The organism is Dyella japonica (assembly GCF_040545895.1).
Taxonomy (GTDB): Bacteria; Pseudomonadota; Gammaproteobacteria; order Xanthomonadales; family Rhodanobacteraceae; genus Dyella; species Dyella japonica_D.
The window spans coordinates 220114-241560 of sequence record NZ_JBEPMU010000006.1 but is presented as its reverse complement, the minus strand read 5'-3'; the positions used below and the strand labels follow the sequence as shown (position 1 = coordinate 241560).

The 21447-nt window shown below is 65.5% G+C and carries 24 protein-coding genes; 6 read left to right on the top strand and 18 right to left on the bottom strand.

Going from position 1 to position 21447, the window contains the following annotated elements; all coding sequences use genetic code 11:
- From ABIC75_RS19455 to ABIC75_RS19395, 13 genes are all read right to left on the bottom strand, one after another.
- Entirely contained in the window at positions 1-1623 is a 1623-nt protein-coding gene (locus tag ABIC75_RS19455; RefSeq protein WP_354015553.1) for a hypothetical protein, read from the bottom strand.
- Positions 1624-1706: 83 nt separating this feature from the next.
- Positions 1707-2642 carry a DNA polymerase III subunit delta' gene (gene holB, locus ABIC75_RS19450; protein ID WP_354015552.1) on the bottom strand — a complete coding sequence of 312 codons (936 nt, stop codon included), beginning with the start codon at positions 2640-2642 and terminating at the stop codon, positions 1707-1709.
- Positions 2639-3277, bottom strand: a complete 639-nt coding sequence (tmk, locus tag ABIC75_RS19445) for a dTMP kinase (RefSeq protein ID WP_354015551.1) — start codon at positions 3275-3277, stop codon at positions 2639-2641. Before tmk ends, holB begins: the two co-directional genes overlap by 4 nt.
- Positions 3268-4305 carry an endolytic transglycosylase MltG gene (gene mltG / locus ABIC75_RS19440; protein ID WP_354015550.1) on the bottom strand — a complete coding sequence of 346 codons (1038 nt, stop codon included), beginning with the start codon at positions 4303-4305 and terminating at the stop codon, positions 3268-3270. Before mltG ends, tmk begins: the two co-directional genes overlap by 10 nt.
- Entirely contained in the window at positions 4302-5126 is an 825-nt protein-coding gene (gene pabC / locus ABIC75_RS19435) for an aminodeoxychorismate lyase (protein ID WP_354015549.1), read from the bottom strand. The genes mltG and pabC overlap by 4 nt, the downstream gene beginning before the upstream one ends.
- Positions 5126-6478, bottom strand: coding sequence for an aminodeoxychorismate synthase component I (locus tag ABIC75_RS19430; protein WP_436407950.1), 1353 nt, complete (start codon positions 6476-6478; stop codon positions 5126-5128). The genes pabC and ABIC75_RS19430 overlap by 1 nt, the downstream gene beginning before the upstream one ends.
- A gap of 5 nt (positions 6479-6483) precedes the next feature.
- On the bottom strand, positions 6484-7722 hold the full coding sequence (gene fabF, locus ABIC75_RS19425; RefSeq protein WP_354015548.1) for a beta-ketoacyl-ACP synthase II: 1239 nt from the start codon (positions 7720-7722) through the stop codon (positions 6484-6486).
- 214 nt (positions 7723-7936) lie between these two features.
- Positions 7937-8176, bottom strand: coding sequence for an acyl carrier protein (acpP, locus tag ABIC75_RS19420; RefSeq protein WP_019466215.1), 240 nt, complete (start codon positions 8174-8176; stop codon positions 7937-7939).
- A gap of 301 nt (positions 8177-8477) precedes the next feature.
- Positions 8478-9221 carry a 3-oxoacyl-ACP reductase FabG gene (fabG, locus tag ABIC75_RS19415; RefSeq protein WP_354015547.1) on the bottom strand — a complete coding sequence of 248 codons (744 nt, stop codon included), beginning with the start codon at positions 9219-9221 and terminating at the stop codon, positions 8478-8480.
- Between the two features lie 68 nt (positions 9222-9289).
- Positions 9290-10237: an ACP S-malonyltransferase gene (gene fabD, locus ABIC75_RS19410; protein WP_354015546.1), complete on the bottom strand. Its 948-nt coding sequence runs from the start codon at positions 10235-10237 to the stop codon at positions 9290-9292.
- Between the two features lie 155 nt (positions 10238-10392).
- Complete coding sequence (locus tag ABIC75_RS19405) at positions 10393-11367, bottom strand: beta-ketoacyl-ACP synthase III (protein WP_354015545.1); 975 nt, start codon at positions 11365-11367, stop codon at positions 10393-10395.
- 146 nt (positions 11368-11513) lie between these two features.
- Positions 11514-11708, bottom strand: coding sequence for a 50S ribosomal protein L32 (gene rpmF / locus ABIC75_RS19400; protein WP_354015544.1), 195 nt, complete (start codon positions 11706-11708; stop codon positions 11514-11516).
- 18 nt (positions 11709-11726) lie between these two features.
- The gene (locus ABIC75_RS19395) at positions 11727-12245 is read right to left on the bottom strand and encodes a YceD family protein (RefSeq protein ID WP_436407949.1); all 519 of its coding nucleotides are present in this window, start codon (positions 12243-12245) and stop codon (positions 11727-11729) included.
- Between the two features lie 136 nt (positions 12246-12381).
- Between ABIC75_RS19395 and ABIC75_RS19390 the strand changes: the two genes are divergently transcribed.
- On the top strand, positions 12382-12837 hold the full coding sequence (locus tag ABIC75_RS19390; RefSeq protein WP_354015543.1) for a hypothetical protein: 456 nt from the start codon (positions 12382-12384) through the stop codon (positions 12835-12837).
- The gene (locus ABIC75_RS19385; protein ID WP_354015542.1) at positions 12834-13418 is read left to right on the top strand and encodes a Maf family protein; all 585 of its coding nucleotides are present in this window, start codon (positions 12834-12836) and stop codon (positions 13416-13418) included. Before ABIC75_RS19390 ends, ABIC75_RS19385 begins: the two co-directional genes overlap by 4 nt.
- Positions 13419-13424: 6 nt before the next feature.
- On the opposite strand, the gene ABIC75_RS19380 is transcribed toward ABIC75_RS19385, so the two are convergent.
- Positions 13425-15020, bottom strand: coding sequence for an ArnT family glycosyltransferase (locus ABIC75_RS19380; protein ID WP_354015541.1), 1596 nt, complete (start codon positions 15018-15020; stop codon positions 13425-13427).
- A gap of 41 nt (positions 15021-15061) precedes the next feature.
- On the opposite strand from ABIC75_RS19380, the gene ABIC75_RS19375 reads away from it, so the two are divergent.
- The 4 genes from ABIC75_RS19375 to ABIC75_RS19360 are packed head-to-tail and all read left to right on the top strand — an operon-like array spanning position 15062 to position 19587.
- Positions 15062-16003, top strand: a complete 942-nt coding sequence (locus ABIC75_RS19375; RefSeq protein ID WP_354015540.1) for an AAA family ATPase — start codon at positions 15062-15064, stop codon at positions 16001-16003.
- Complete coding sequence (locus tag ABIC75_RS19370; RefSeq protein WP_354015539.1) at positions 16003-16959, top strand: DUF58 domain-containing protein; 957 nt, start codon at positions 16003-16005, stop codon at positions 16957-16959. The genes ABIC75_RS19375 and ABIC75_RS19370 overlap by 1 nt, the downstream gene beginning before the upstream one ends.
- Positions 16956-18926, top strand: a complete 1971-nt coding sequence (locus tag ABIC75_RS19365) for a transglutaminase TgpA family protein (protein ID WP_354015538.1) — start codon at positions 16956-16958, stop codon at positions 18924-18926. The genes ABIC75_RS19370 and ABIC75_RS19365 overlap by 4 nt, the downstream gene beginning before the upstream one ends.
- Positions 18927-18975: 49 nt before the next feature.
- Complete coding sequence (locus ABIC75_RS19360; protein WP_354015537.1) at positions 18976-19587, top strand: Slp family lipoprotein; 612 nt, start codon at positions 18976-18978, stop codon at positions 19585-19587.
- 60 nt (positions 19588-19647) lie between these two features.
- Here ABIC75_RS19360 and ABIC75_RS19355 read toward each other — a convergent pair whose 3' ends face one another.
- From ABIC75_RS19355 to ABIC75_RS19340, 4 genes are all read right to left on the bottom strand, one after another.
- A complete protein-coding gene (locus ABIC75_RS19355; RefSeq protein ID WP_354015536.1) occupies positions 19648-19992 on the bottom strand; it encodes a histidine triad nucleotide-binding protein in 345 nt (114 codons plus the stop codon).
- A gap of 17 nt (positions 19993-20009) precedes the next feature.
- A complete protein-coding gene (locus tag ABIC75_RS19350) occupies positions 20010-20417 on the bottom strand; it encodes a GNAT family N-acetyltransferase (protein WP_354015535.1) in 408 nt (135 codons plus the stop codon).
- A gap of 5 nt (positions 20418-20422) precedes the next feature.
- A complete protein-coding gene (gene recR / locus ABIC75_RS19345) occupies positions 20423-21016 on the bottom strand; it encodes a recombination mediator RecR (RefSeq protein WP_354015534.1) in 594 nt (197 codons plus the stop codon).
- A gap of 88 nt (positions 21017-21104) precedes the next feature.
- Positions 21105-21428 carry a YbaB/EbfC family nucleoid-associated protein gene (locus ABIC75_RS19340; protein ID WP_046970131.1) on the bottom strand — a complete coding sequence of 108 codons (324 nt, stop codon included), beginning with the start codon at positions 21426-21428 and terminating at the stop codon, positions 21105-21107.
- Between the last annotated feature and the right edge of the window lie 19 nt (positions 21429-21447).

Genomic DNA, 21447 nt, shown 5'->3' with positions numbered 1-21447 from the left:
TCAGCCACCTGTGACAGGCGGCGCGGGACGCCAACCGCGATCGAAGGCCTGCGACCACACGAAAGCCACCGGCGTGCCACCGCTCACCACCAGATGGTGAGTTCCGCGGCCGAGGAACCAATGGTCCGCCGCCGGGGCGCCATCGAGGCTGCCACTGAGGCGACGGCTTCCATCGGTCACAACATAGTCTCCGGGCACGTTCACATCGATGGTCTGGCTGGGCTGGTGATCGGGAAGCATACGTCCCGCGATCCAGATGTCTCCGCCGGCCTGCACATAATTGAGCATCACGAAACGCGCGCTCGATGGCGGCAGGCGGCGCAACACCACCAGCATGGTCCGATGATTGATCAGGTCGTCGACGATGGTGTCGGCCATCTGCCCGCGACGCAGGCGCCGCATGGCCAGGCTTTCCAGCACCGGGTAATAGGGACGGTTGCGGAAAATCGCGTCGCCCTTGGGGTCCATCACCGTATCGCTTTCATTCGTATAGCGCAGCACGGTCGACAGTTCATTGCGCTGGGCGGCGAGATCGTCCTGCCACGGCGGCGCCTCGGCGAACACGGCGGCCAGCTCCGCCATCAGCAGCACCATCAACAGCGCACCGCGCAGTCGCGGGCGCGAGCCCAGCCATCGCCAGGTGGCCGCCCAACCGGCGCCGGCGATGACGAGCGTCGGCACCACGGGCAGGAAATCCTGCTTGGTGATCAGCGGCCAGATGAACCAGATCAGCAGCAGGTACAGGCCGCCCTGCAAGGCGAAGAACACGGTCCAGTCGAAACCACCTTCGGAACGCTGGCGCGCCTCGCGTATGCACATGACGACCAGCGCGGCCGCAAGCAGCAGGAACCACAAACCTTGCTGCGCCGCGTGGCGCTTGTTGGCACCACCCACGTTGTATTGGGCCAGCCCGTACCACGCGTCATCCAGCAGGCCATGCGTCGCCAACCAGAGGGTGAAGATGGCTGGCACCACCAGCACGCCCAGCAGCGCAGCCATCCAGCAGCGCACGCCAGCGCGAGGTGCGTTCGAGGGACGCAGCAGGCGAACCACGCCGGCAGCGACCACGGTCGTCACGAGCAACACCAGCGTCTTCTGCGATACCGCCAGGGCACAGCCCATGGCCAGGCCGGCCACGAAATAGCGCCACAGGCGTGGCGGCGCTCCCGCCACGAACGCCAGGCCCAGCAGCCACATCGCCATCCACATGTCGTCCGTGCGGAACTGGCCGCTAACGACGAAGAAACGCGGAAACAGGCCGGCCACCAGCACCACCACCGCGGCCACGCGCCATCCGTAGAGGCGCTGCGCCATCCAGCCCGCCGAACCGAGCGCGATCACGTACCAGAACTGCATGGCCAGGCGCAGCCAGGTCAGCACATCGGAACGGTTGTCCAGCCACTTCAGCAGGGGCGAATGCAGCCAGCCGAACAGCGGACCATGGTTGTCGAACACATCGCGGTAAGGCAGCAGTCCCTGCGTCCATGCCCAGGCCACATGCGCATGCTGCGCCTCGTCCGAATTGAGCGTGTACGCATTGAGCCATGCCAGTCGGAGGACCAGCAGGAACAGGAGGGAAATCCACGGCCAAATGGGGAGATGGCGTTGGGAAGCAAACTTCATCGTCAAAGCGTAGGCAGGCGGCCTGTCAGCCGGCTTTCCCACCTAGGAAACGCCAGGACGGCCGCCCGGTTGCCATGGCCGGCTCAATGCCAGCGCGCGAGCAATTCCAGCAGGAGCAGGTCGCCGCGCAAGGGACCACGCAAGGATTCGCGCGTGCGGTTCGCCGCCATGTACCACTGGTCGAGACCCTCCGCGTCGAGCTGGCTCGACAGCGGGCCCTGCGCCGCCGTGGCACGCGCCTTCATTTCTTCGGCCGCCGCCTGCGCAGCGAACCACAGGCGTTGTTCCGGTTCGTTGTCGAGCCAGCGGCGCGCCACCTCCATGGCTTCGCCACGGCCAGCGGCCAGCGCGCCGAGATCCTTGCGAACCTCCTGCCTGCGCGCTAGCGCGCCCTCTTCCGCCCACGCTCGCGCCAGGCCGGGATTGCCGCCTGCCGCGTCGAGCGCCACTGCGGCGTCCTTCACACCCTGCTGCTGGAGCCAGGCCAGCGCTTCCTCGCGCGGAGGCAGATGGAATTCGATGCGCTGGCAGCGACTGCGGATGGTCTGCGGCAACCGCCAAGGCGCATCGGCCACCAACAGCAGCAAGGTCTGCGGCGACGGTTCTTCCAGCGTCTTGAGCAGCGCATTGGCTGCTGCCGCATTCATGGCGTCGGCCGGATCGATGCACACGATCTGCCATCCGCCGAACTGGCTCGACATGGACAGGCGCGCGGACAGGTCGCGGATTTGATCGACCACGATCTCGCTGCGCTGCACGCCGTCCTTTCGCAGGCCGAAACTCAGCGTGGCGAAATCCGGATGCGTGCCTGCCGCAAACAGCAGGCAGCTACGGCATTGCCCGCAGGGTTCGCCGTCGCTGGGATGCTGGCATAGCAGGCCTTCGGCAAAGCGGCGCATGAAATCGCGCTTGCCCAGACCTTCCGGACCACACAGCAACAGCGCATGCGGCATGGCATCGCGCGCGCGGCGGGCCTGCAAGCGCGCCCAATGCTCGGCATGCCACGGCATGACATTCATGCCCGGGCTCCAAACAAATGATGCGTAGCATCGACGGCGGCGGCCAGCACGTCGGCTGGCGTCAGCGTGGCGTCGATGATGCGGAACCGGTTCGGCTCGCCCGCAGCGCGCGCACGATAGGCAGCACGCACGCGCTCGAAGAAGCTGTCGCCTTCCACTTCGATGCGATCGGCTTCGCCGCGTCCGGCGGCGCGAGCGCGCCCGGTGGCCACGGGAAGATCGAGCAACAAGGTGAGATCAGGCGTCAAGCCTCCGGTGGCCCATTGCTCCAGCGTGGCAATGCGTTCGTTCGGCACACCGCGGCCACCGCCCTGATACGCATAGCTCGCATCGGTGAAGCGATCACACAGCACCCACTGCCCGGCCGCGAGCGCAGGCTCGATGCATTCGCGCACCAGCTGCGCGCGCGAGGCGAACATCAGCAGCAATTCTGTTTCCGCGGCCATGTCGCGATGTTTCGGATCGAGCACGATGGCGCGCACCGCCTCGCCCAGTGGCGTACCGCCAGGTTCGCGCGTCTGCACCAGATCGACGCCGTGCGCCAGCAGGTGCTGCTGCAAACCTGCCAGCAAGGTGCTCTTGCCGGCGCCTTCGCCGCCTTCGAGCGTGATGAGTTTTCCGCGCGTCATTGGCATCGCTTCAGTTGGAAACAGGCCACGTTGCGATTGTGTTCGTCCAGCGTACTGGAGAACACATGCGTGCCGTCGCCACGTGCCACGAAGTACAACTCCGTACCCGACGCCGGGTGCAGCGCCGCCTCAATGGCGGGCTTGCCCGGCATGGCGATGGGCGTGGGCGGCAAGCCGGCACGCGTATAGGTGTTGTACGGCGTGTCCGTGGTGAGATCGGACTTGTGGATGTTGCCCGTGTACGCATCGCCCATGCCGTAGATCACGGAGGGATCGGTTTGCAGCAGCATGTGGCTCTGCAGGCGACGGATGAACACGCCGGCAATGCGCGGCCGCTCGTCGGCGCGGCCAGTTTCCTTCTCCACGATCGACGCAAGGATCAGCGCATCGTACGGCGTGGCCAGCGGCACATCCTTGTCGCGCTGCGACCACTGCGCATCGAGCATCTTGGTCATCGCGGCATGCGCGCGGCGCAGGATGTCCAGATCGCTGTCGCCTTTGACATAAGCGTAGGTCTCCGGAAGAAAGCGCCCCTCGGGCATCTCGCCAGGCACGCCGATCTTTGCCATCACGGCCGCGTCGTCGAGGCTCGCGCCTTCCTGTTTCAACTTGTCAGCCTTGGCCAAGGCCTGGCGCAGCTCGCGGAAATTCCAGCCATCCACGATGGTGAAGTTCCGTTGCAGCACCCTGCCCGCTGCCATGTTCAGCAGCAGGTCGCGCGGCGTCATGCCAGCCGTCAGCGCGTATTCGCCCGCATGCAGGCGGCCGGCGACGCGCAGCTGCTCGGCCAGCACGCGCCAATAGAGTGGGCGGCTGTTCGTCGCGTGCTGCTGGCGCAACTGATCGACCACGTCGCGCAGGCTGCTGCCCTTCGCTACATCGACACTCGGCGCCTCAGTCGACGCCGCCAGCGGCGTGCCGACGAAGCGCTGGTAGTCCATCCAGCCGTAGACGAGGCCGCCGGCGATCGCCAGCAGCACCAGCACGACCAGGCCGCGCCAGAACACCCGTCCCTGCATCTTGTGTCGACTCATGCCTGCTCCATAGGAAAACCCAGGCCGCGCCAATGCTGCTGCAAAGCGCGGGTGACCGGCCCGGGAACATACACCGTATCGCCCACGGCCTGAACAGGCAAAATGCCTCGAACGCTCGAACTGAGGAAGACCTCGCTGGCGCGAGCCAGATCGGTCGGCGATAGCCCGCACACGCGTGCTTCCGGCCTGCTGGCGAGAATTTCCGCACGCGCCACGCCCGCCACGCCGCAGCGATCCAGCGCCGGCGTCACGAGCACGCCATCGAGCACGGCAAACAGATTGGTCATGGTGCCGGAGATCACATGTCCATCCGCATCGCAGACCAGCCCTTCGCCGATCGAGGGATCGGACCACTCGGCGCGCGCCAACACCTGCTCCAACCGGTTGAGGTGTTTCATGCCTGCCAGCAGCGGTTGCGCAGCCAATGGCGTGTCGCACCAGCGCACGCGGAGGCCCGCTGCATAGGCATCACCCGCCATGGCAGGCGCGTCGAAGCCCGCCACGATGCGTGTCGGCGCCGGCGTTTGCGGCAACGCGTAGCCGCGCTCTCCCACGCCGCGCGTCAGCGTGATGCGGACGACGGCATGTTCCATCCCGTCGATCACCACAGTCGCTTCATGCCGCAAGGTTTCCGCATCAGGCAGTGGCAATCGCAAACGGACGCAACTCTCGCGCAGCCGATCCATATGTTGCGACCAGAGCGGCGCCGCGCCACGCACGAAACGAATCGTTTCAAACAGTCCGTCACCGTAGGACAAGCCGCGATCGAAGGCCGACACAGTGGTCGACGGCGAACCGTTGACCAGCACGCGGCCGGACATCAGCCCTGCACTCCCAAGGCACGCAACAGGCCGCGTGCCTTGGCGCGTGTCTCGTCCAATTCCTTCTCCGCCACCGAATCGGCCACGATGCCCGCGCCGGCACGGAAGGTGACGTCGCGGCCAACGAGCGTGAACGTACGAATGAGGATATTGAGATCCAGATCGCCATTGCGATCCAGATAACCCAGCGCGCCGGTATAGGCGCCGCGTGGCGCATCTTCCAATGCGGCAATGATTTCCATGCAGCGTACCTTGGGACAACCGGTAATGGTGCCGCCAGGGAACGTGGCGGCGATGACGTCGCCCGGCGTCACCTCATTGCGCAAGCGGCCACGCACGTTCGACACGATGTGGTGCACGTGCGCATAGCTTTCCACCACCATCAACTCGTCGACCTCGACCGTGCCCGGCACGCATACGCGACCCAGGTCGTTGCGTTCCAGATCGATCAGCATCACGTGCTCGGCGCGCTCCTTGGGATGCGTGCTGAGTTCGCGGATGCGCGCAACGTCGTCGTCACCCGGGGTGCGTGGACGCGTGCCCGCGATCGGCCGCGTCTGCGCCAGGCCGTCACGCACTTCCACCAGGCGCTCTGGCGACGAACTCACCACCGCCCAATCCGGTTGCTGGAACAAGCCGGCGAATGGCGCGGGATTGGCCTTACGCAAGGACTGATACAGCTGCGGCGGCGCGGGCGGCGTCGCGTAATGCGCGTGCCATGCCCGCGAGAGATTCACCTGGAAGATATCGCCCGCATGCAAGTGCTCGTGGATGCGCGCCACGCCGTCGAGAAACAGCGACGGTTCGTCTTCACCACAGGTCGCAGGCGCGGGAAGCGCAGCAACCTCGATGCCTGCCTGAAGATCGGCCTCCATCGCGTCGAGCAGCGTCTGATGCCCCTCCTCCGCCACCAGCACCGTGCAGCCGCGCACGTGATCGACGATGACCGCGGCGGGACAACGCAAGGCCATCGCTGTCGGCAAGGCTTCCGACGGTCGCAGGCGCAGGCGTGCCTCGATCTCGCCGACCAGTTCGTAACTCAACAGCAGCAGCCAGCCGCCATGGAACGGCAGCTCGCTGGACGCATCGCGCGAGGTGTGCGCGTCGCGCCATGCATCATCGAGCGCATCGAGAAAGCGGCCTTCGCGCACGTGCCCTTTGCCATCGACGAGGCGGCCATCGGCCAGCAGCGACAGCGAATCCTGCGGAAACGCGAAAAGAATGTCGTAGCGAGCCTGCGGCGTGCCATGCGTCACGCTCTGCAACAGGCCCGGATAGCGTTCCGGAAATGCAGCGGCCGGCGCGAGGAGATCGCGCCGGCCGTGCAGGGTCTTGCGATGGAACGTGGTCACGCCGCTCAAACGCGACGGAATGCCAGCGTGCCGTTGGTGCCGCCAAAACCGAACGAGTTGGAGATGGCCACGTCGAACTTGGCTTCGCGCGCGGTGTGCGGCACGAAGTCGAGATCGCAGCCTTCGCCCGGCTCGTCCAGGTTGATGGTCGGCGGCATCACCTGGTCGCGCAGCGCGAGGATGGTGAAGATCGCTTCCACGCCGCCAGCCGCGCCGAGCAGGTGACCGGTGGCCGACTTGGTCGAGCTCATCGCCAGCTTATAGGCGTGGTCGCCGAACACGCGCTTGGCGGCCAGCACTTCACCCAGGTCGCCCAGCGGCGTGGAGGTGCCGTGCGCGTTGACGTACTGCACGTCGGTTGGGTTGAGGTGACCATCCTTCAGCGCCGTTTCCATGCTGCGCGCCGCACCTTCACCGCCTTCGCTGGGCGCCGTGATGTGGAAGGCGTCGCCGCTCATGCCGAAGCCCACGAGCTCGGCGTAGATCTTCGCGCCGCGCGCCTTGGCATGTTCGTATTCTTCCAGCACCAGCACGCCGGCGCCGTCGGACAGCACGAAGCCGTCGCGATCCTTGTCCCACGGACGGCTGGCCTTGGTCGGCTCGTCGTTGCGCGTGGACATGGCCTTGGCCGAGCAGAAGCCCGCCATCGCCGTGCCGGTGGTGGCGAATTCGGCACCGCCGGCGATCATCACGTCGGCATCGCCGTACTGGATCATGCGCGCGGCCAGGCCGATGTTGTGCGTGCCCGTGGTGCAGGCCGTGACGCAGGCGATGTTCGGGCCCTTCAGGCCGTACATGATCGACAGGTGACCGGACACCATGTTGATGATCGAGCTGGGCACGAAGAACGGCGACACGCGACGCGGTCCCTTGTCGTGCAGTTCGATCGACGTATGTTCGATGGTGTGCAGGCCGCCGATGCCGGCTGCCACGGCCACGCCGATGCGCGGTGCGTTTTCATCCGTCACTTCCAGGCCGGAATCGCGCAGGGCTTGCGTGCCCGCGGCGATACCGTAGTGGATGAACGGATCCATCTTCTTGATCTCTTTCGGGGCGATCCAATCCGCCGGATCGAAACCCCGTACCTGACCGGCGATGCGCGTGGCATAGGCGGTGGCGTCGAAATGGGTAACCTCACCGATGCCGCTGACGCCCTTGAGAATGTTGTCCCAGGCGGTAGCGATATCGTTGCCGACCGGCGAGATGATGCCGAGTCCGGTTACAACCACACGTCGTTTGCTCATGCTGATCTTCCCTCGTGTTTCCGTGGTCTATCGATGGCGGCAGGCGATCTGCGTCATTCGTGGCCACGTCGTCCGGGCCGTGCAGCGCGCTGGGCGCACCATACGGGATCGGACGTTGCAAAATGCAGAAACGAAAACTGCGCCAATGTGGCGCAGCTTCCGGTATCGCTAGTGGACAGACGCATGATTCGAATGCGTCGTCGCAGCGGAGCGATCACTCCTTGGTGTGGGCCTTGATGTAATCAACAGCCTGCTGCACCGTGGTGATCTTCTCGGCTTCTTCGTCCGGAATCTCGGTCTCGAACTCTTCCTCGAGAGCCATCACCAGTTCAACGGTGTCCAGCGAATCAGCGCCCAGATCGTCCACGAACGAAGCGTTCGCCGTGACTTCCTCTTCCTTCACGCCCAGCTGCTCGATGACGATTTTCTTGACGCGCTCTTCGATGGTGCTCATGTTGCCAATACCTCCCAAGGAGTAGTTACCTGTCAACGCCGGCCTGTGGCCGACATATGGCCGGCGGATTGTAGTGGGTAAGCCGCGAGGCCGCCATGATCCGCCAGCAATGCCGATACGCAGGCCACGGGACCGGCGCGAAAGAAGCAATTGTCGCCTAAAACGATGTAGCTTGCGACAACTCCTTGTTAAGCCGGCCCGTGCCGGCGCACCAAACCGCCTGCCAGCAGGGCTGACAGGCCGTCCGGTCGTTTCAAACAATGAAGGACGCGAGAAGGGCTTGCGGCCCTTTCTTCACGACTTACGGCATGTACATGCCGCCATTCACGTGCAGCGTCTCGCCCGTGATGTAGGCCGCTGCCGGCGATGCCAGGAAGCCCACGGCCTTCGCGATATCGGTGGCCTGGCCCAGGTGACCGAGCGCAATCTGGCCCAGCAGCGCCTGGCGGGCGTCTTCGGGCAGCGCACGCGTCATGTCGGTGTCGATGAAGCCCGGCGCCACCACGTTCACGGTGATGCCGCGCGAACCGATCTCGCGCGCCAGCGACTTGGAGAACGCAATGATGCCGGCTTTGGCCGCCGCGTAATTGGCCTGGCCGGGATTGCCGGTGACGCCGACCACGGAGGCGATGGAAATGATGCGGCCCTTGCGTGCCTTCATCATGCCGCGCATCACGGCCTTGGAGGCGCGGTACACGGAGGTGAGATTGGTATCGAGAATGGCCTGCCAATCCTCGTCGCGCATGCGCATCAGCAGCTGGTCGCGCGTGATGCCGGCGTTGTTCACCAGGATCGACACCGGGCCGAATTCCTTGGCGATGCCGTCGATCAGCGCGTCGATGGAAGCGCCGTCGGTCACGTTGAGCATGCGGCCATGGCCGCCGTGCGCAGCGAGCCGCTCGCCGATCGCCGCCGCGCCGCTGTCGCTGGTTGCGGTGCCGATGACGGTGGCGCCCTGCGCCGCCAGTTCGTCGGCAATGGCGGCACCGATGCCGCGGCTGGCGCCCGTGACGAGGGCGATCTCACCTTGCAGTGTCTTGCTCATCTGTCATTTTCCTTTGGATGGCTAAACGTCGATCCGTCCAGCCGCATGATTCGGGGGACGAGCGGGATTCAGGCCCACTCGGTGCGAGCGGATTCCAGCTCCGTCGGCGTACCGATGGCGCGAGCCTCGACGCTCTTGTCGATGCGCTTGATGAGGCCGGCGAGCACCTTGCCCGGGCCAGCTTCGGCGATGCGGGTCGCACCGCCTGCGACCAGCGCCTGCACGCATTCGGTCCAGCGCACCGGTAGATACAGCTGGCGTTGCAGCGCGCCGCGAATATCCTCCAACGTGCCGTAGCTGCGCGCCTCGGCGTTCTGCACCACCGGCACCGAGGGCAGCATCCATTGAATCGACGCCATGCGCTCGCCCAGGCGATCGGCGGCATCACGCATCAGCGCGCAATGCGAAGGCACCGACACGGCCAGCTTGATGGCCTTCTTCACGCCCTGCTCCGCCAGCTTGGCCAGCGCGCGATCCACGGCCTCGGCATTGCCCGCGATCACGAGCTGGCCGGGCGAATTGAAGTTGGCCGGCGATACCACCTGGCCTTGCGCGACTTCCTCGCACACCGCGGCAATCTGCGCGTCATCACCACCGAGGATGGCAGCCATCGCACCCACGCCCGGCGGCACGGCGGCCTGCATCAGGCGACCGCGCTCGGCGACCAGCGACGCGGCGTCATGCAGCGACAGCGCGCCAGCGCACACCAGCGCGCTGTATTCGCCCAGGCTGTGACCGGACATCTGCGCTGGCGTGACGCCACCAAGCTTCTGCCACACGCGCCACACCGCCACGCTGGCGGCGAGCAATGCCGGCTGCGTGTTCTCGGTGCGATTGAGGTCTTCTTCCGGCCCCTGCTGGCTGAGTGCCCACAGGTCGATGCCCGCGCCTTGCGATGCCTCGTCGAACGTAGCCTTCACTTCCGGATGCGCAGCGGCCAGCTCGGCCAGCATGCCAACGGATTGCGAACCCTGGCCCGGGAAAACGAAAGCGAGCGTAGCGGCGGTATGGGTCATGGATGAGGGTTTTCCGAAATCGAAAAAAGGAATGGTGCCAGCAATCAGCGCCATACGCAGCTGTTTGGGCTTTTTTACCTGTCATTCCTGCCCGCGCCGGAACGACGAGCAAAAAAAAGCCGCCCGGAGGCGGCTTTTTTTCTGTCTTGGCGCAATCAGTAACGCAGCAGCGCCGAGGCCCAGGTGAAGCCGCCGCCAAACGCTTCCAGCAGCAGGTTCTGGCCGCGCTGCACCTTGCCCGAACGCACGGCATAGTCCAGTGCCAGCGGCACCGAACCCGACGACGTATTGGCGTGCTCCTGCACAGTGACCACCACCTGCTCCATCGGCATGTTCAGGCGCTTGGCCGTCGCTTCGATGATGCGCAGGTTGGCCTGATGAGGAATCAGCCAGTCGATCTGCGAAGCTTCCATGCCGGCGGCCTGCAGCGTTTCATCGACCAGGGAGTCGAGCGTCTTCACCGCAACCTTGAACACTTCGCGGCCGGACATGTTGATGCGAACGCCGTGATTCGGCTCGTCCTTGAAGCCGGCCGAGACGCCCACCGGGTTGTACAGCAGATGCTTGAAGCCGCCATCGGCGTGCAGCAGCGTGGCGTAGATGCCCGGCTCTTCCGAAGCCTCAAGCACCACGGCGCCGGCACCATCGCCGAACAGCACGCAGGTTTCGCGTTCGTTCCAGTCGATCATGCGGGTCAGCGTTTCCGCGCCGATCACCAGCACTTTCTTGGACTGGCCGCTGCGGATGAACTTGTCGGCAATGCCTAGCGCGTAGACGAAGCCGGAACACGCGGCATTGACGTCGAACGCGGCACAGCCATTGGCGCCCAGGCGGTGCTGAACGAGGCAGGCGGTGGACGGGAAAATGATGTCCGGCGTGGTCGTGCCGAGCACGATCAGGTCGATTTCCGACGCCTTGACGCCAGCGGCCTCAAGGGCACGCTCGGCCGCCTCGGTGGCGAGGTCACCGGTGGTCTGGCCCTCGGCGGCGATATGGCGGCGCTGAATGCCGGTGCGGCTGACAATCCATTCGTCACTGGTTTCGACGATCTTCTCGAGATCGGCGTTGGTCACCACTCGCTCGGGCAGTGCGCTGCCGGTGCCGGTGATGCGGGCGTAGATCTGGGCCATTAACTTTCCATGCGACGGGTTGGGACGAAGCGGCTGCAAACGCTCAAGCCAGCTTCCAAACCGCCAACGTTACGTGGGTGATCGCATAAACGCAAAGCGGCGCGAAATCGCGCCGCCATGCGGAACCGTATCCCTTGCGGGAACGATTAATCCTCTTCGACCACCGAAGCGTTGGTGGCGATGACCTTCTTGCCACGGTAGTAGCCATCCTTGGTGACGTGATGGCGCAGGTGCACCTCGCCACTGGTCGGATCGGTGGCCAGCTGCACGGTCTTGAGCGCATCGTGCGAACGACGCATGCCGCGGGTGGACGGGGTCTTGCGGCTCTTGGCAACGGCCATGGCGAATCTCCAGCTAAATCAGGTTTTCTTGAGTTCGCGCAAAACCGCGAACGGGTTATCGGAACGCCTTTCGCTGGAGATTTCCTCCGGCGAAGGGCCAACTACTTCTTCAGGCAGCGTGCTGTCCGGGTTGACCGGGACCAGCGGCAGTGCCAACAACAATTCGTCTTCGATGACGTCGACCAAGCTCAGCTTGCCGTCGTCGGCGATCAGCAGCGGCTCGACCTGCGGCGGCAAGGCCGCCTCGTCACGCTCGGAGCGGATCAACCCGAGCCGGCTATCAACCGCCACGGGCAAAACAAACGGCTCCAAGGAGCGCTGACAGGTCAGCGTGAGCGGGGCCTGGACGCGGACATCGAGGTACGCCGTACCAAACTCGTCCCGACCAAAATCCAGCTCGTATCGCGCCGTTCCTTCCGTGCCGGCCAGGGCACCGCCCAGTCGCTTCATGGCGACCACGGGCAATTCCCCTTCAAACGAACGCCGCGCCGAGACCATGCGCCAAGCGTCCACGGACTCTGGCAGTGTCACGGACATAGACCCGAAATCTTAGAATTACAACACGTTGAAGTCAACACGCTGGCCGCTTTGAGACTGGAGCCAACGTCGGTTTTGCCTGAACGGCCCTGGTACGGCAGACTTTGGACCACACTTCCTGCGAACCGGCCGCCCCGTGAATCCTTACCTGATCCTCGGCCTTGCCGCCTTGATCATTATCGCCGCGGCCCTGGTCGGCCTGACCCTGGCGTATCGGCGCCGGGCCGATCGCCGGGCCCTGGCCCTGCATCAGCTGCTTGAACTGGCCGACCGGGTGGAAGGCGATCTCAAGACCTGCCGAGCCGGCCTGCAGCAGGCCCATGCGGTGATGTCGCTGAATCCGGATCTTCCCGCCAGCAGCGAACAGGAAGCGCGCCATGCCATCGACGCCGGCCTGCGCTCGCTCCTTCAGCAACGCATCTGGATCCGCGATGCCGCCCCTGCCGCCTCGCAGGAGGAGCTGGATAAGGCCGTCGCGTCCATGAATGATACCCGTGATCGCCTTCGCCCGCTGCTGGCCGCGCTGGATCGTGCCCAGCACGACCTGGACAGCGCGATGCGCGAGCACCTGCGCCGGGAGCACGACGCGTGAGCCTGCCCACGCTCGTGCTGGGCTCGACCTCTCGCTACCGCGCTGAGCTTCTCCGCCGCATCGTCGCGGATTTCGAACAACGCGCGCCAGGCACGGACGAAGCGCCGCTTCCCGACGAAACCCCGCGCGATCGCGCGCTCCGCCTCGCCATCGCCAAGGCCCGCGCAGCGGCGGACGGTTTGTACGACGCCCTGGTCATCGGATCGGACCAGGTGGCTGAACTGGGCGGCACGGTGCTCGACAAGCCCGGCACACCGGAGCGCGCACGCGCGCAGCTGGCCGCGAGCTCGGGGCGCGAGGTCCATTTCCACACCGCGTTATGCCTGCACGACACCCGCTCGGGCGAAGACCGCGTGCATGTCGATCACACCGTGGTGATGTTCCGCAGCCTGAGCATGGACGAGATCGATCGCTACATCGAACGCGAGCAGCCGCTGGATTGCGCGGGCAGCTTCAAGTGCGAAGGGCTCGGCATCAGCCTGTTCGAACGCATCGACAACGAAGATCCCTCGGCGCTCATCGGCCTGCCGCTGATTGCGCTGAGCCGACTGTTGCGCGAAGCAGGCATCGCCCTGCCCTGATCGAGCTCATCGCGGCTGCTCTGCCTCAACGGCGCGGCGCCATATCGGGCAAGCCTCGCTGGTCGTTGCCGCTACAGGCAGCGACGACGGCACCGCTCCCGCATAGAAGGCGATACGCCGGCGCCCATCGAACAGATCGAGTCGGGACAAAGGCGCTGGCTGCACGATGCGTCCACACAGCGTCTGCAACCAGCCCTCGCGTTCGTGCACACGCAAGGCCTTTTCATCGACCACCAGCAACATTGACTCGCCGCCATGCAGTCGTCGCAGCGCCGCTTCATCGCGCTGCCAGATCGCCAGCTGGGGGGCGCGCCCGTGCTTCACGTTGAGCGGATTGTCGAGCGCGTAGACCGGCACGCTGCCGCCGAGCTGGAAATCGATTTCCGCGGCAAGCATGAAGTTGTCCGCCACCAACACGCCCGGATGCGACACCAGCAGTTCGCGCGCCACGTCGCCGCTTTCGCGCCAGCCGACGAAACGCGCCGGAAACGCCTTGAGACCGGCCAGCAAGCGCGCACCGTTGTCGCTTGCCGCAAGGCCCAGATAGGCAAGGCCGCCCAGTTGTCCTGCGGCTGCCAACGCAAACGTCGCCACCAACCAGCCGCGCCGCCACGGCAAGCGCTCGCGCAACAGCACCGGCAATGCGGCCAGCAACGGCAGGTATCCAGGCAAGGGCCAGTGCGCGCGAAAGCGTACGTCGTCCGCAAACAGGCCGAGCACGAAGTAGACCGCGATGAAACTGCAGGACGTAATGGCGATGAGATCCCATGGCCGCCCTTCGCCGCGACGACGCCAACTCACCCACGCCGCCCATAGCAGCAGCGCATACAGCAACGGCGTGCATGCCAGCCCCTGCTCCAGCGGTTGCACCAGCGCGTCGGCGTGGAATTGCCAGGGATTGCGCTCCATCACCTGAAAGGCCACGCCGGCGCCATGTTGCTGCCAGTTGGAAACCAGCAACGGGATCAGTCCGCACGCCGCGACCAACAGGGCCAGCCATAGCCCAGGTCGACGCCACAGGGGGCGGCCGCGGCGCGTGAGCAGGCAGAACAACAGGCCGGCGAGCATCGGCATGGCGGCACGGTAATGCGTCAGCCAGCACACACCCAGCGACACACCGAGCAGCAGCCAGTCGTGCAGTCGATCTCGATCCACCGCCCGCGCCAGCGTCACCAGCGCGCACATGATCGCCACCGTCAACGGCACGTCCGGCAGCGCCAGCACGCCCAGGCTGCCGCCCAACGGCAACGCCAGGCAAAGCAGCGCCGCCTGCCAGCCGGCCCGCTCATCGAAGGCGTCACGGGCAAACACGCGCACCAGCCATGGCAGGGCACCGCCGATGACGAGGAAGGGCCAGCGCATGCCCAACGTGCCGTGGCCGGCGATGCTCTCGCCCAGGCGGATCAGCAGGGCCGTGAGCGGCGGCAGGTCGCTGTAGCCCCAGGCGAGGTGCCGACTTTCCTGCCAGTAGAACGCCTCGTCACCAAACGGCGACAGCGTCGCGGCAAGCATGAGCTTGAGGATGCACAACAGCGCGAAGGCGATCACGAACGTGGCTCGCCAGCGCGCAAGACCCGCAGCTACACTGCGGGCGTCACGCATGAGCTCTGCCCCGCATCGCCCTTCCCCGCTGCCAGAAACCCATGTCCGTCATTACTCCGCTTCACGATGAATCGCTACGCACGCGCCTGGAAGCCAGCATGGCCCAGGTCAACCGCGTGCTGCTGGGCAAGCCGCGCCAGGTCAAGCTGGCCTTCACCTGCCTGCTCGCCGGGGGCCATCTTCTACTGGAAGACGTACCGGGCGTGGGCAAGACCACATTGGCCCACGCACTGGCCGCGAGCTTTGCGCTCGATTTCCAGCGCGTGCAGTTCACCAGTGACCTGCTGCCGTCGGACATTATCGGCGTGAGCGTTTACGAGCGCGAGACGGGGCAGTTCCGCTTCCATCCCGGCCCCATCTTCACCGGCCTGCTGCTGGCCGATGAAATCAACCGCGCCACGCCCAAGACGCAAAGCGCGTTGCTCGAGGCCATGGCCGAAGGCCAGGTTACGGTGGATGGCCAGACGCACATCCTTCCGCAGCCATTCTTTGTGGTCGCCACGCAAAATCCGCTCGATCTTGCGGGCACCTTCCCGTTGCCGGATTCGCAGCTGGATCGCTTCATGCTGCGCGTGTCGCTGGACTACCCGGACGCTGCCGCCGAGCGCGCGCTGCTGACAGGCAGCGATCGCCGCGACCTGCTTGCCCAACTCACGCCGCAACTGGATGTGGCCGGCCTCTCGACCTTGGCTCGGCAAGCGCAAACGGTAACGGCAAGCTCCGCCCTGCTTGACTACCTGCAGGCCTTGCTCGCCGCCAGCCGACGCCATGCCGATGTACGCGTTGGCCTGTCGCCTCGCGCGGGCCTGGCGTTGCTGAGCGCGGCGCGTGCATGGGCGATGCTGAGCGGCCGTCAGCACGTGTTGCCGGAAGACATCCAGGCGCTGTTCGTGCCTTTGGCGGCGCATCGCCTGGTCACTACGCGCGGCGCAAGCGGCGACAGCCTCGCGCGCAGCCTGCTCGCCGACGTCGCGGTGGACTAATGCTTCCCGCGATTCGTCGCGTGCAGACCTGGGCGGAGCAGCGCCTACCCGCACTGACGCGACACAAGCGCCCGGAAAGCCTGCCCATCGTCCTGCACCGCCGGCGCGTCTACATCGTGCCCACGGCGTTCGGCGCGGCGTTCACCGTGCTCCTGCTGATCATGCTGCTGGGCGCGTTGAACTACACGAACAACGCCGCGCTGATGCTTACCTGCCTGCTCGGTTCGGCGACGTCCGCGAGCATGCTGATCGCGTTTCGCAGCCTCAACGGCCTGAAGCTCACCAGCATCCGGCAAGGCCAGGCCATCGCCGGCGAGCCCATGGCGGTGTACCTGGTGTTCGCCGGCAGCGAGCATGCACATGCCTCCGTGCATGCGGACATGAACGAGCAGGCCGAAGCCTTTTCCATCGCCGCCCATGGCGAAACCGTCGTATGCCTGCACCTGGATACGCATCGTCGCGGATGGCGGCCCATGCCGCGCATCAAACTCTGGAGCAACTGGCCGCTGGGCCTGTTCCACGCCTGGAGCTGGCTTCATCCGGACCAGTCGGTGCTGGTGTGGCCCCACCCTGAAACGGGTGGCCCACCGCCCGTATTTCCTGGTGAGGCAGGCCGCCAGCAACGCCTGCACCAGGGCGAAGACATTGCCGCGTTGCGCGCCTATCGCGCCGGCGATCCCCAGCGGCATATCGCGTGGAAGCACAGCGCGCGCCATGAAAACCTGCTGGTGAAGGATTTCGAGCAGCCCGAGGCGCAGGAGGAATGGCACCTGGACTGGCGCCAGCTCGCCCAGCTCACGCCCGAGGCTCGCATCTCCCGCCTGGCCCGCTGGCTGGGTGAAGCCGAAACGGTGGGACGCCCCACCAGCCTGTGGTTGCCCACGGAGGAGATCGGCCTGGGCCATGGCCGCAGTCACTACGCGCATTGCATGAATGCGCTGGCACGCCTGCCGTGATCGGCCTGCGTCTGTTCCGCCACAAGAACCAGGTGCCGCTCGAGCGGCGACCTTTCGACCTGCTTTGCATCACCGTGGCCGTGGTGCTCGGTGTGCATGCGCCGCACCTGCCTGTCTGGCTGAGCCTGGCGTTGGCCGTCATGCTCGGACTGCGCTGGTGGCAACGCCGGCATCGCAACGGCCGCGCGCCTGCGTACCTGAAATTGTCGCTGCTGGCCCTGCTGACCGCCGCCGTGGTGTTCCACTACGACACACTGTTCGGTCGAGAACCGGGCGCCGCGCTCGTGGTGGGACTGCTGGTACTGAAGCTGTTCGAAACGGAAACGCCGCGGGATGCGCGCGTTGGCGCGGCATTCTCGTGCTTTGCCCTGATGACGGCGCTGCTGTTCGACCAGGGCATGGTGGCAACCATCCTGGTCGGGCTTGGCCTGCCTCCTGCGTTGGCTACGCTGCGCGCGCTGCAACCGGCGCGACCGGAAACCTCGCTTCCTCGTGAACTGTTGCCGGCGCTCGGCCTGCTTGGCGCATCGCTGCCGCTGGCCTTGCTGGCCTTTGTATTCGTGCCGCGCCTCAGCTCGCCGCTGTGGGGGGCGCCCAATAGCTCGCAAAGTCGTAGTGGCTTGAGCGAGGACATGTCGCCGGGTGACTTCTCCGAAGTCCTGTTGGACGACCGACCCGCCATGCGCGTGAGCTTTGTCGGTGCGCCGCCAGCGAACGCACAGCGCTATTTTCGCGCCTACGTGCTGTGGAATTACGACGGGCGCACATGGAATCGCCGGGAGTTGGATGGCGCGCCGGCTGCCGTCGAGCATGGTCCCACCGTTCAATACACCGTCACCCTGGAGGCCACCGGCCAGCGCGTACTGCCCGTGCTCGATGTGCCGCTGAGCGCACCCGATTCGGCGCACATGGGGCCGGATCGCGAGGTGCGCGCCGATCGCCCGGTCAACGACCCGCTGGTGTATTCGCTGCAATCGGCGCCCACCTATCGCCTGCAGGGACAGTTGAGCGAACGCGAGCGGCGACGCGCCCTGCAGTTGCCACCCGGTTTCGATCCACAGGCGCGTGCGCTAGGTCAGCGGTGGCGCGCCCAATACGGTGACGACGACGCAGCCATCGTGCAGGCCGCCATGTCGCTGTTCCATGACGGCGGCTTCGCTTACACGCTGGCTCCGGCGCCGCTGGGCCGCAACGTCATCGACGATTTCCTGTTCGGCACGCACGAAGGATTCTGCGAGCACTACGCCTCTTCCTTCACGGTGCTCATGCGCGCCGCCGGCATTCCTGCACGCGTCGTCACCGGCTATCAGGGCGGCTACTGGAACCGCATCGGCAACTACTTGCTGGTGCGTCAGGCGGACGCCCACGCGTGGAGCGAAATATGGCTGCCGAAACGTGGCTGGGTGCGCATGGATCCCACGGCCGCCGTGCGACCTGAACGCGTCAGCCAAGGATCCGCGGCAGCCAATGCCACGGCATCCGCCTGGGCACCCAACCAATGGTGGCTGTCATGGCGCAACCGCTGGGACATCGTCAACCAGTGGTGGAACCAAGGCGTTATCGGCTTTGACACGCTTCGTCAGCACGGATTGCTGACGCCGTTTGGCGTGCACGACACCAGCGTGGGCATGCTGGCGTTGCTGCTCGCCATCGGTGGCTCGCTGTTTGCCGTAGGCGGTTTGCTTTGGGCCATATGGAAACGCCCGGAGGCAGATCGGGCACTCACGGTCATGAAGCAACTGGAGAAACGATTGGCTTCGGCGGGTGTTGCCCGTCGACACAGCGAAGGACCGCAGCACTACTTCAGCCGCGCCGCGCGGGCCCTCCCCAGCCAGCGTGTCCAGCTGGAACACCTGATGAGGACCTATCTGGAACTGCGTTACGCGCACGAAGAACCGCCAGCTGACTTGCTGAGAAACTTTCGACAGGCGGCGCGGGACTTTCGGCCGCGTCGCGTGGTCAAATGATATTGAACCGTGGATGCACCGCATCCACCACACGATGGAGAGAAGCGTCATGTCCATGTACAAGCCGTTGATTCTCGCGACCGCAGTGGCCACGCTCGCGGCCTGCGCAACGGTGCCGCAACCGCTGCAGGGCACGTACACCCAGGTCAATTCCGTTGCCGCCCAACAGGAAGCCAACGGAGCCGCCGGTGCCCAGGTTCGCTGGGGCGGCCAGATCATCGAAACGAAACCCGGTCCGCAGGAAACCTGCTTCTACGTGCTGCAGCGTCCGCTGGATGACCAGGCGCGTCCGGAGTCGTCGAGCTCAGACGGCGAAACGCAGGGCCGCTTCGTGGCCTGCCGCGCCGGCTTCTACGATCCGGAAGTGTTCACCACCGGCCGCGACATCACGGTTACCGGCGTCATCCAGGGCACGATGTCGGAGAAGGTCGGCGAGTACAACTACGCCTACCCGCGCATCGAAGCCAACGTGGTGTACCTGTGGCCCAAGCGTGTGGTCGTGAACTACGGCCCGGGCTACTACGACCCATTCTGGGGTCCCTACTGGGGTCCGGGTTGGGGGCCGTGGGGCTGGGGTGGCTGGGGCGGTTATTACGGTGGCTACGGTGGTTACTACCGTACGCGAGTGATCGTGCGTCCTCCGCCGGCCCCGCATCACTGACCACTCTGAAAAAAACGCCGGCTTCTGCCGGCGTTTTTTGTGGGCACGTGTGAGGTCAGTTCAGCCCGGCGGCCAATGCATCTGACGCCCGCCCAACAGGTGCACGTGCAGATGGAACACCGTCTGGCCACCGTGCTCGTTGCAATTGATCACCGTGCGATAGCCCTCGTCGGCCAGACCCTCGCGACGCGCATACGCGGCGGCGGCGAGCAACAGCTTGCCCAGCAACTCGGCATCGGCCACCGTGGCGCCATCGAGCGTGGCGATGGGTTTCTTGGGCACGAACAGCACGTGCACCGGCGCCTGCGGATTGAGGTCGCGGAAGGCCAGCACGTCATCGTCCTCATAGACGATATCGGCCGGAATTTCGCGGCGGATGATCTTGCCGAAGATGGTGTCGCCCATGTCTGATTCCTTTGCTCTTATGACAACCGCAACAGCATACCCTGCGCGCCCGGCGCCACCAGCTTGAAGCCGAACTTTGCGTAGAGCTCGTGCGCCGTGCCATCCGCAATCAGCGCGACCATGGTGCGCGCCGGAGCGCGTGCGTGCACTTCGTCCATCAGCGCCTGCATGATGCGTCGCCCGAGGCCCTGACCCTGCCAGACTGGCGCCACTGCGATATCGACCACAAACAGGAACAGGCCACCATCGCCCACGATGCGTCCCATGCCGATCAGTTCGTCTTGATGGCGCACGCACACCGAGCACCAGCTCGCGGGCAAGCCGATGGCGGCGCCCTCTTCCGTCATGACGCTCAGGCCGGCCGCACTGCGCAGTGCGCGATATTCCTCGTTGCCGGGAATGGCCAGCGTGAGCGTTGGCGTCACGGCCTTCAGTCCAGCGACTGACGGCTGCCGAAGGCATGCGCCAGCGTGCCGCGATCGACGTATTCCAGCTCGCCACCCAGCGGCACGCCGTGGGCAAGGCGGGTGGGCCGCACGTTCGCTGCGCGCGCCAGCTGCGCCAGGTAGTGCGCCGTGGCTTCGCCTTCCACCGTGGGATTGGTGGCGATGATCATTTCCTCGATCTCGCCTTCGCCCAAGCGTTCCGCCAGACGATCGAGGCCGAGTTCTTCAGGGCCCAATCCGTCGAGCGGCGACAGGCGACCCAGCAGCACGAAATACTGCCCGCGATAACCCGTGGCCTGCTCGATGGCTGCCAACTCGGTGGGCGACTCCACTACGCACAGCACCTGGCGATCCCGGCTGCTGCTGGAGCAGAGGTTGCACACCGGGGTTTCGCTGAAGTTGCGGCAGCGCGAGCAGTTGCCGATCTCGCGCATGGCTTGTTCCAGCACCTGCGCCAGGCGCTGGCCGCGCTCACGATCGCGCTCCAGCAGATGAAAGGCCATGCGCTGCGCACTCTTGCCGCCCACGCCGGGCAGGCAACGGAGCGCTTCGATGAGATCGGTGAGGAGCTTGCTCATGAATCCAGGATCACTGTAGGAGCGCACCCGGTGCGCGACCGCGAATACGTAGGCTGTCGCGCACCGGGTGCGCTCCTACAGGAAAGCGTCAGAACGGCATCTTGAAACCGGGCGGCAGGTTCATGCCCGAGGTCACGCCGCCGAGCTTGTTCTTGCTCACGTCCGCCACCTTGTTCACCGCATCGTTGATCGCGGCGGCCACCAGGTCTTCGGCCATTTCCGGATCGTCGGCAAACAGCTTGCGGTCGATCTGCACACGGCGCACTTCGTGCACGCCCGTCATCAACACGGTGACCAGGCCGCCGCCGGCGCTGCCGGTGACTTCGAGCTTGGCGATCTCTTCCTGCGCACGCTTCATTTCTTCCTGCATGCGCTGGGCCTGCTGCATCAGCTGACCGATCTGTCCTCTCATGGCGTAACTCCGCTATCTC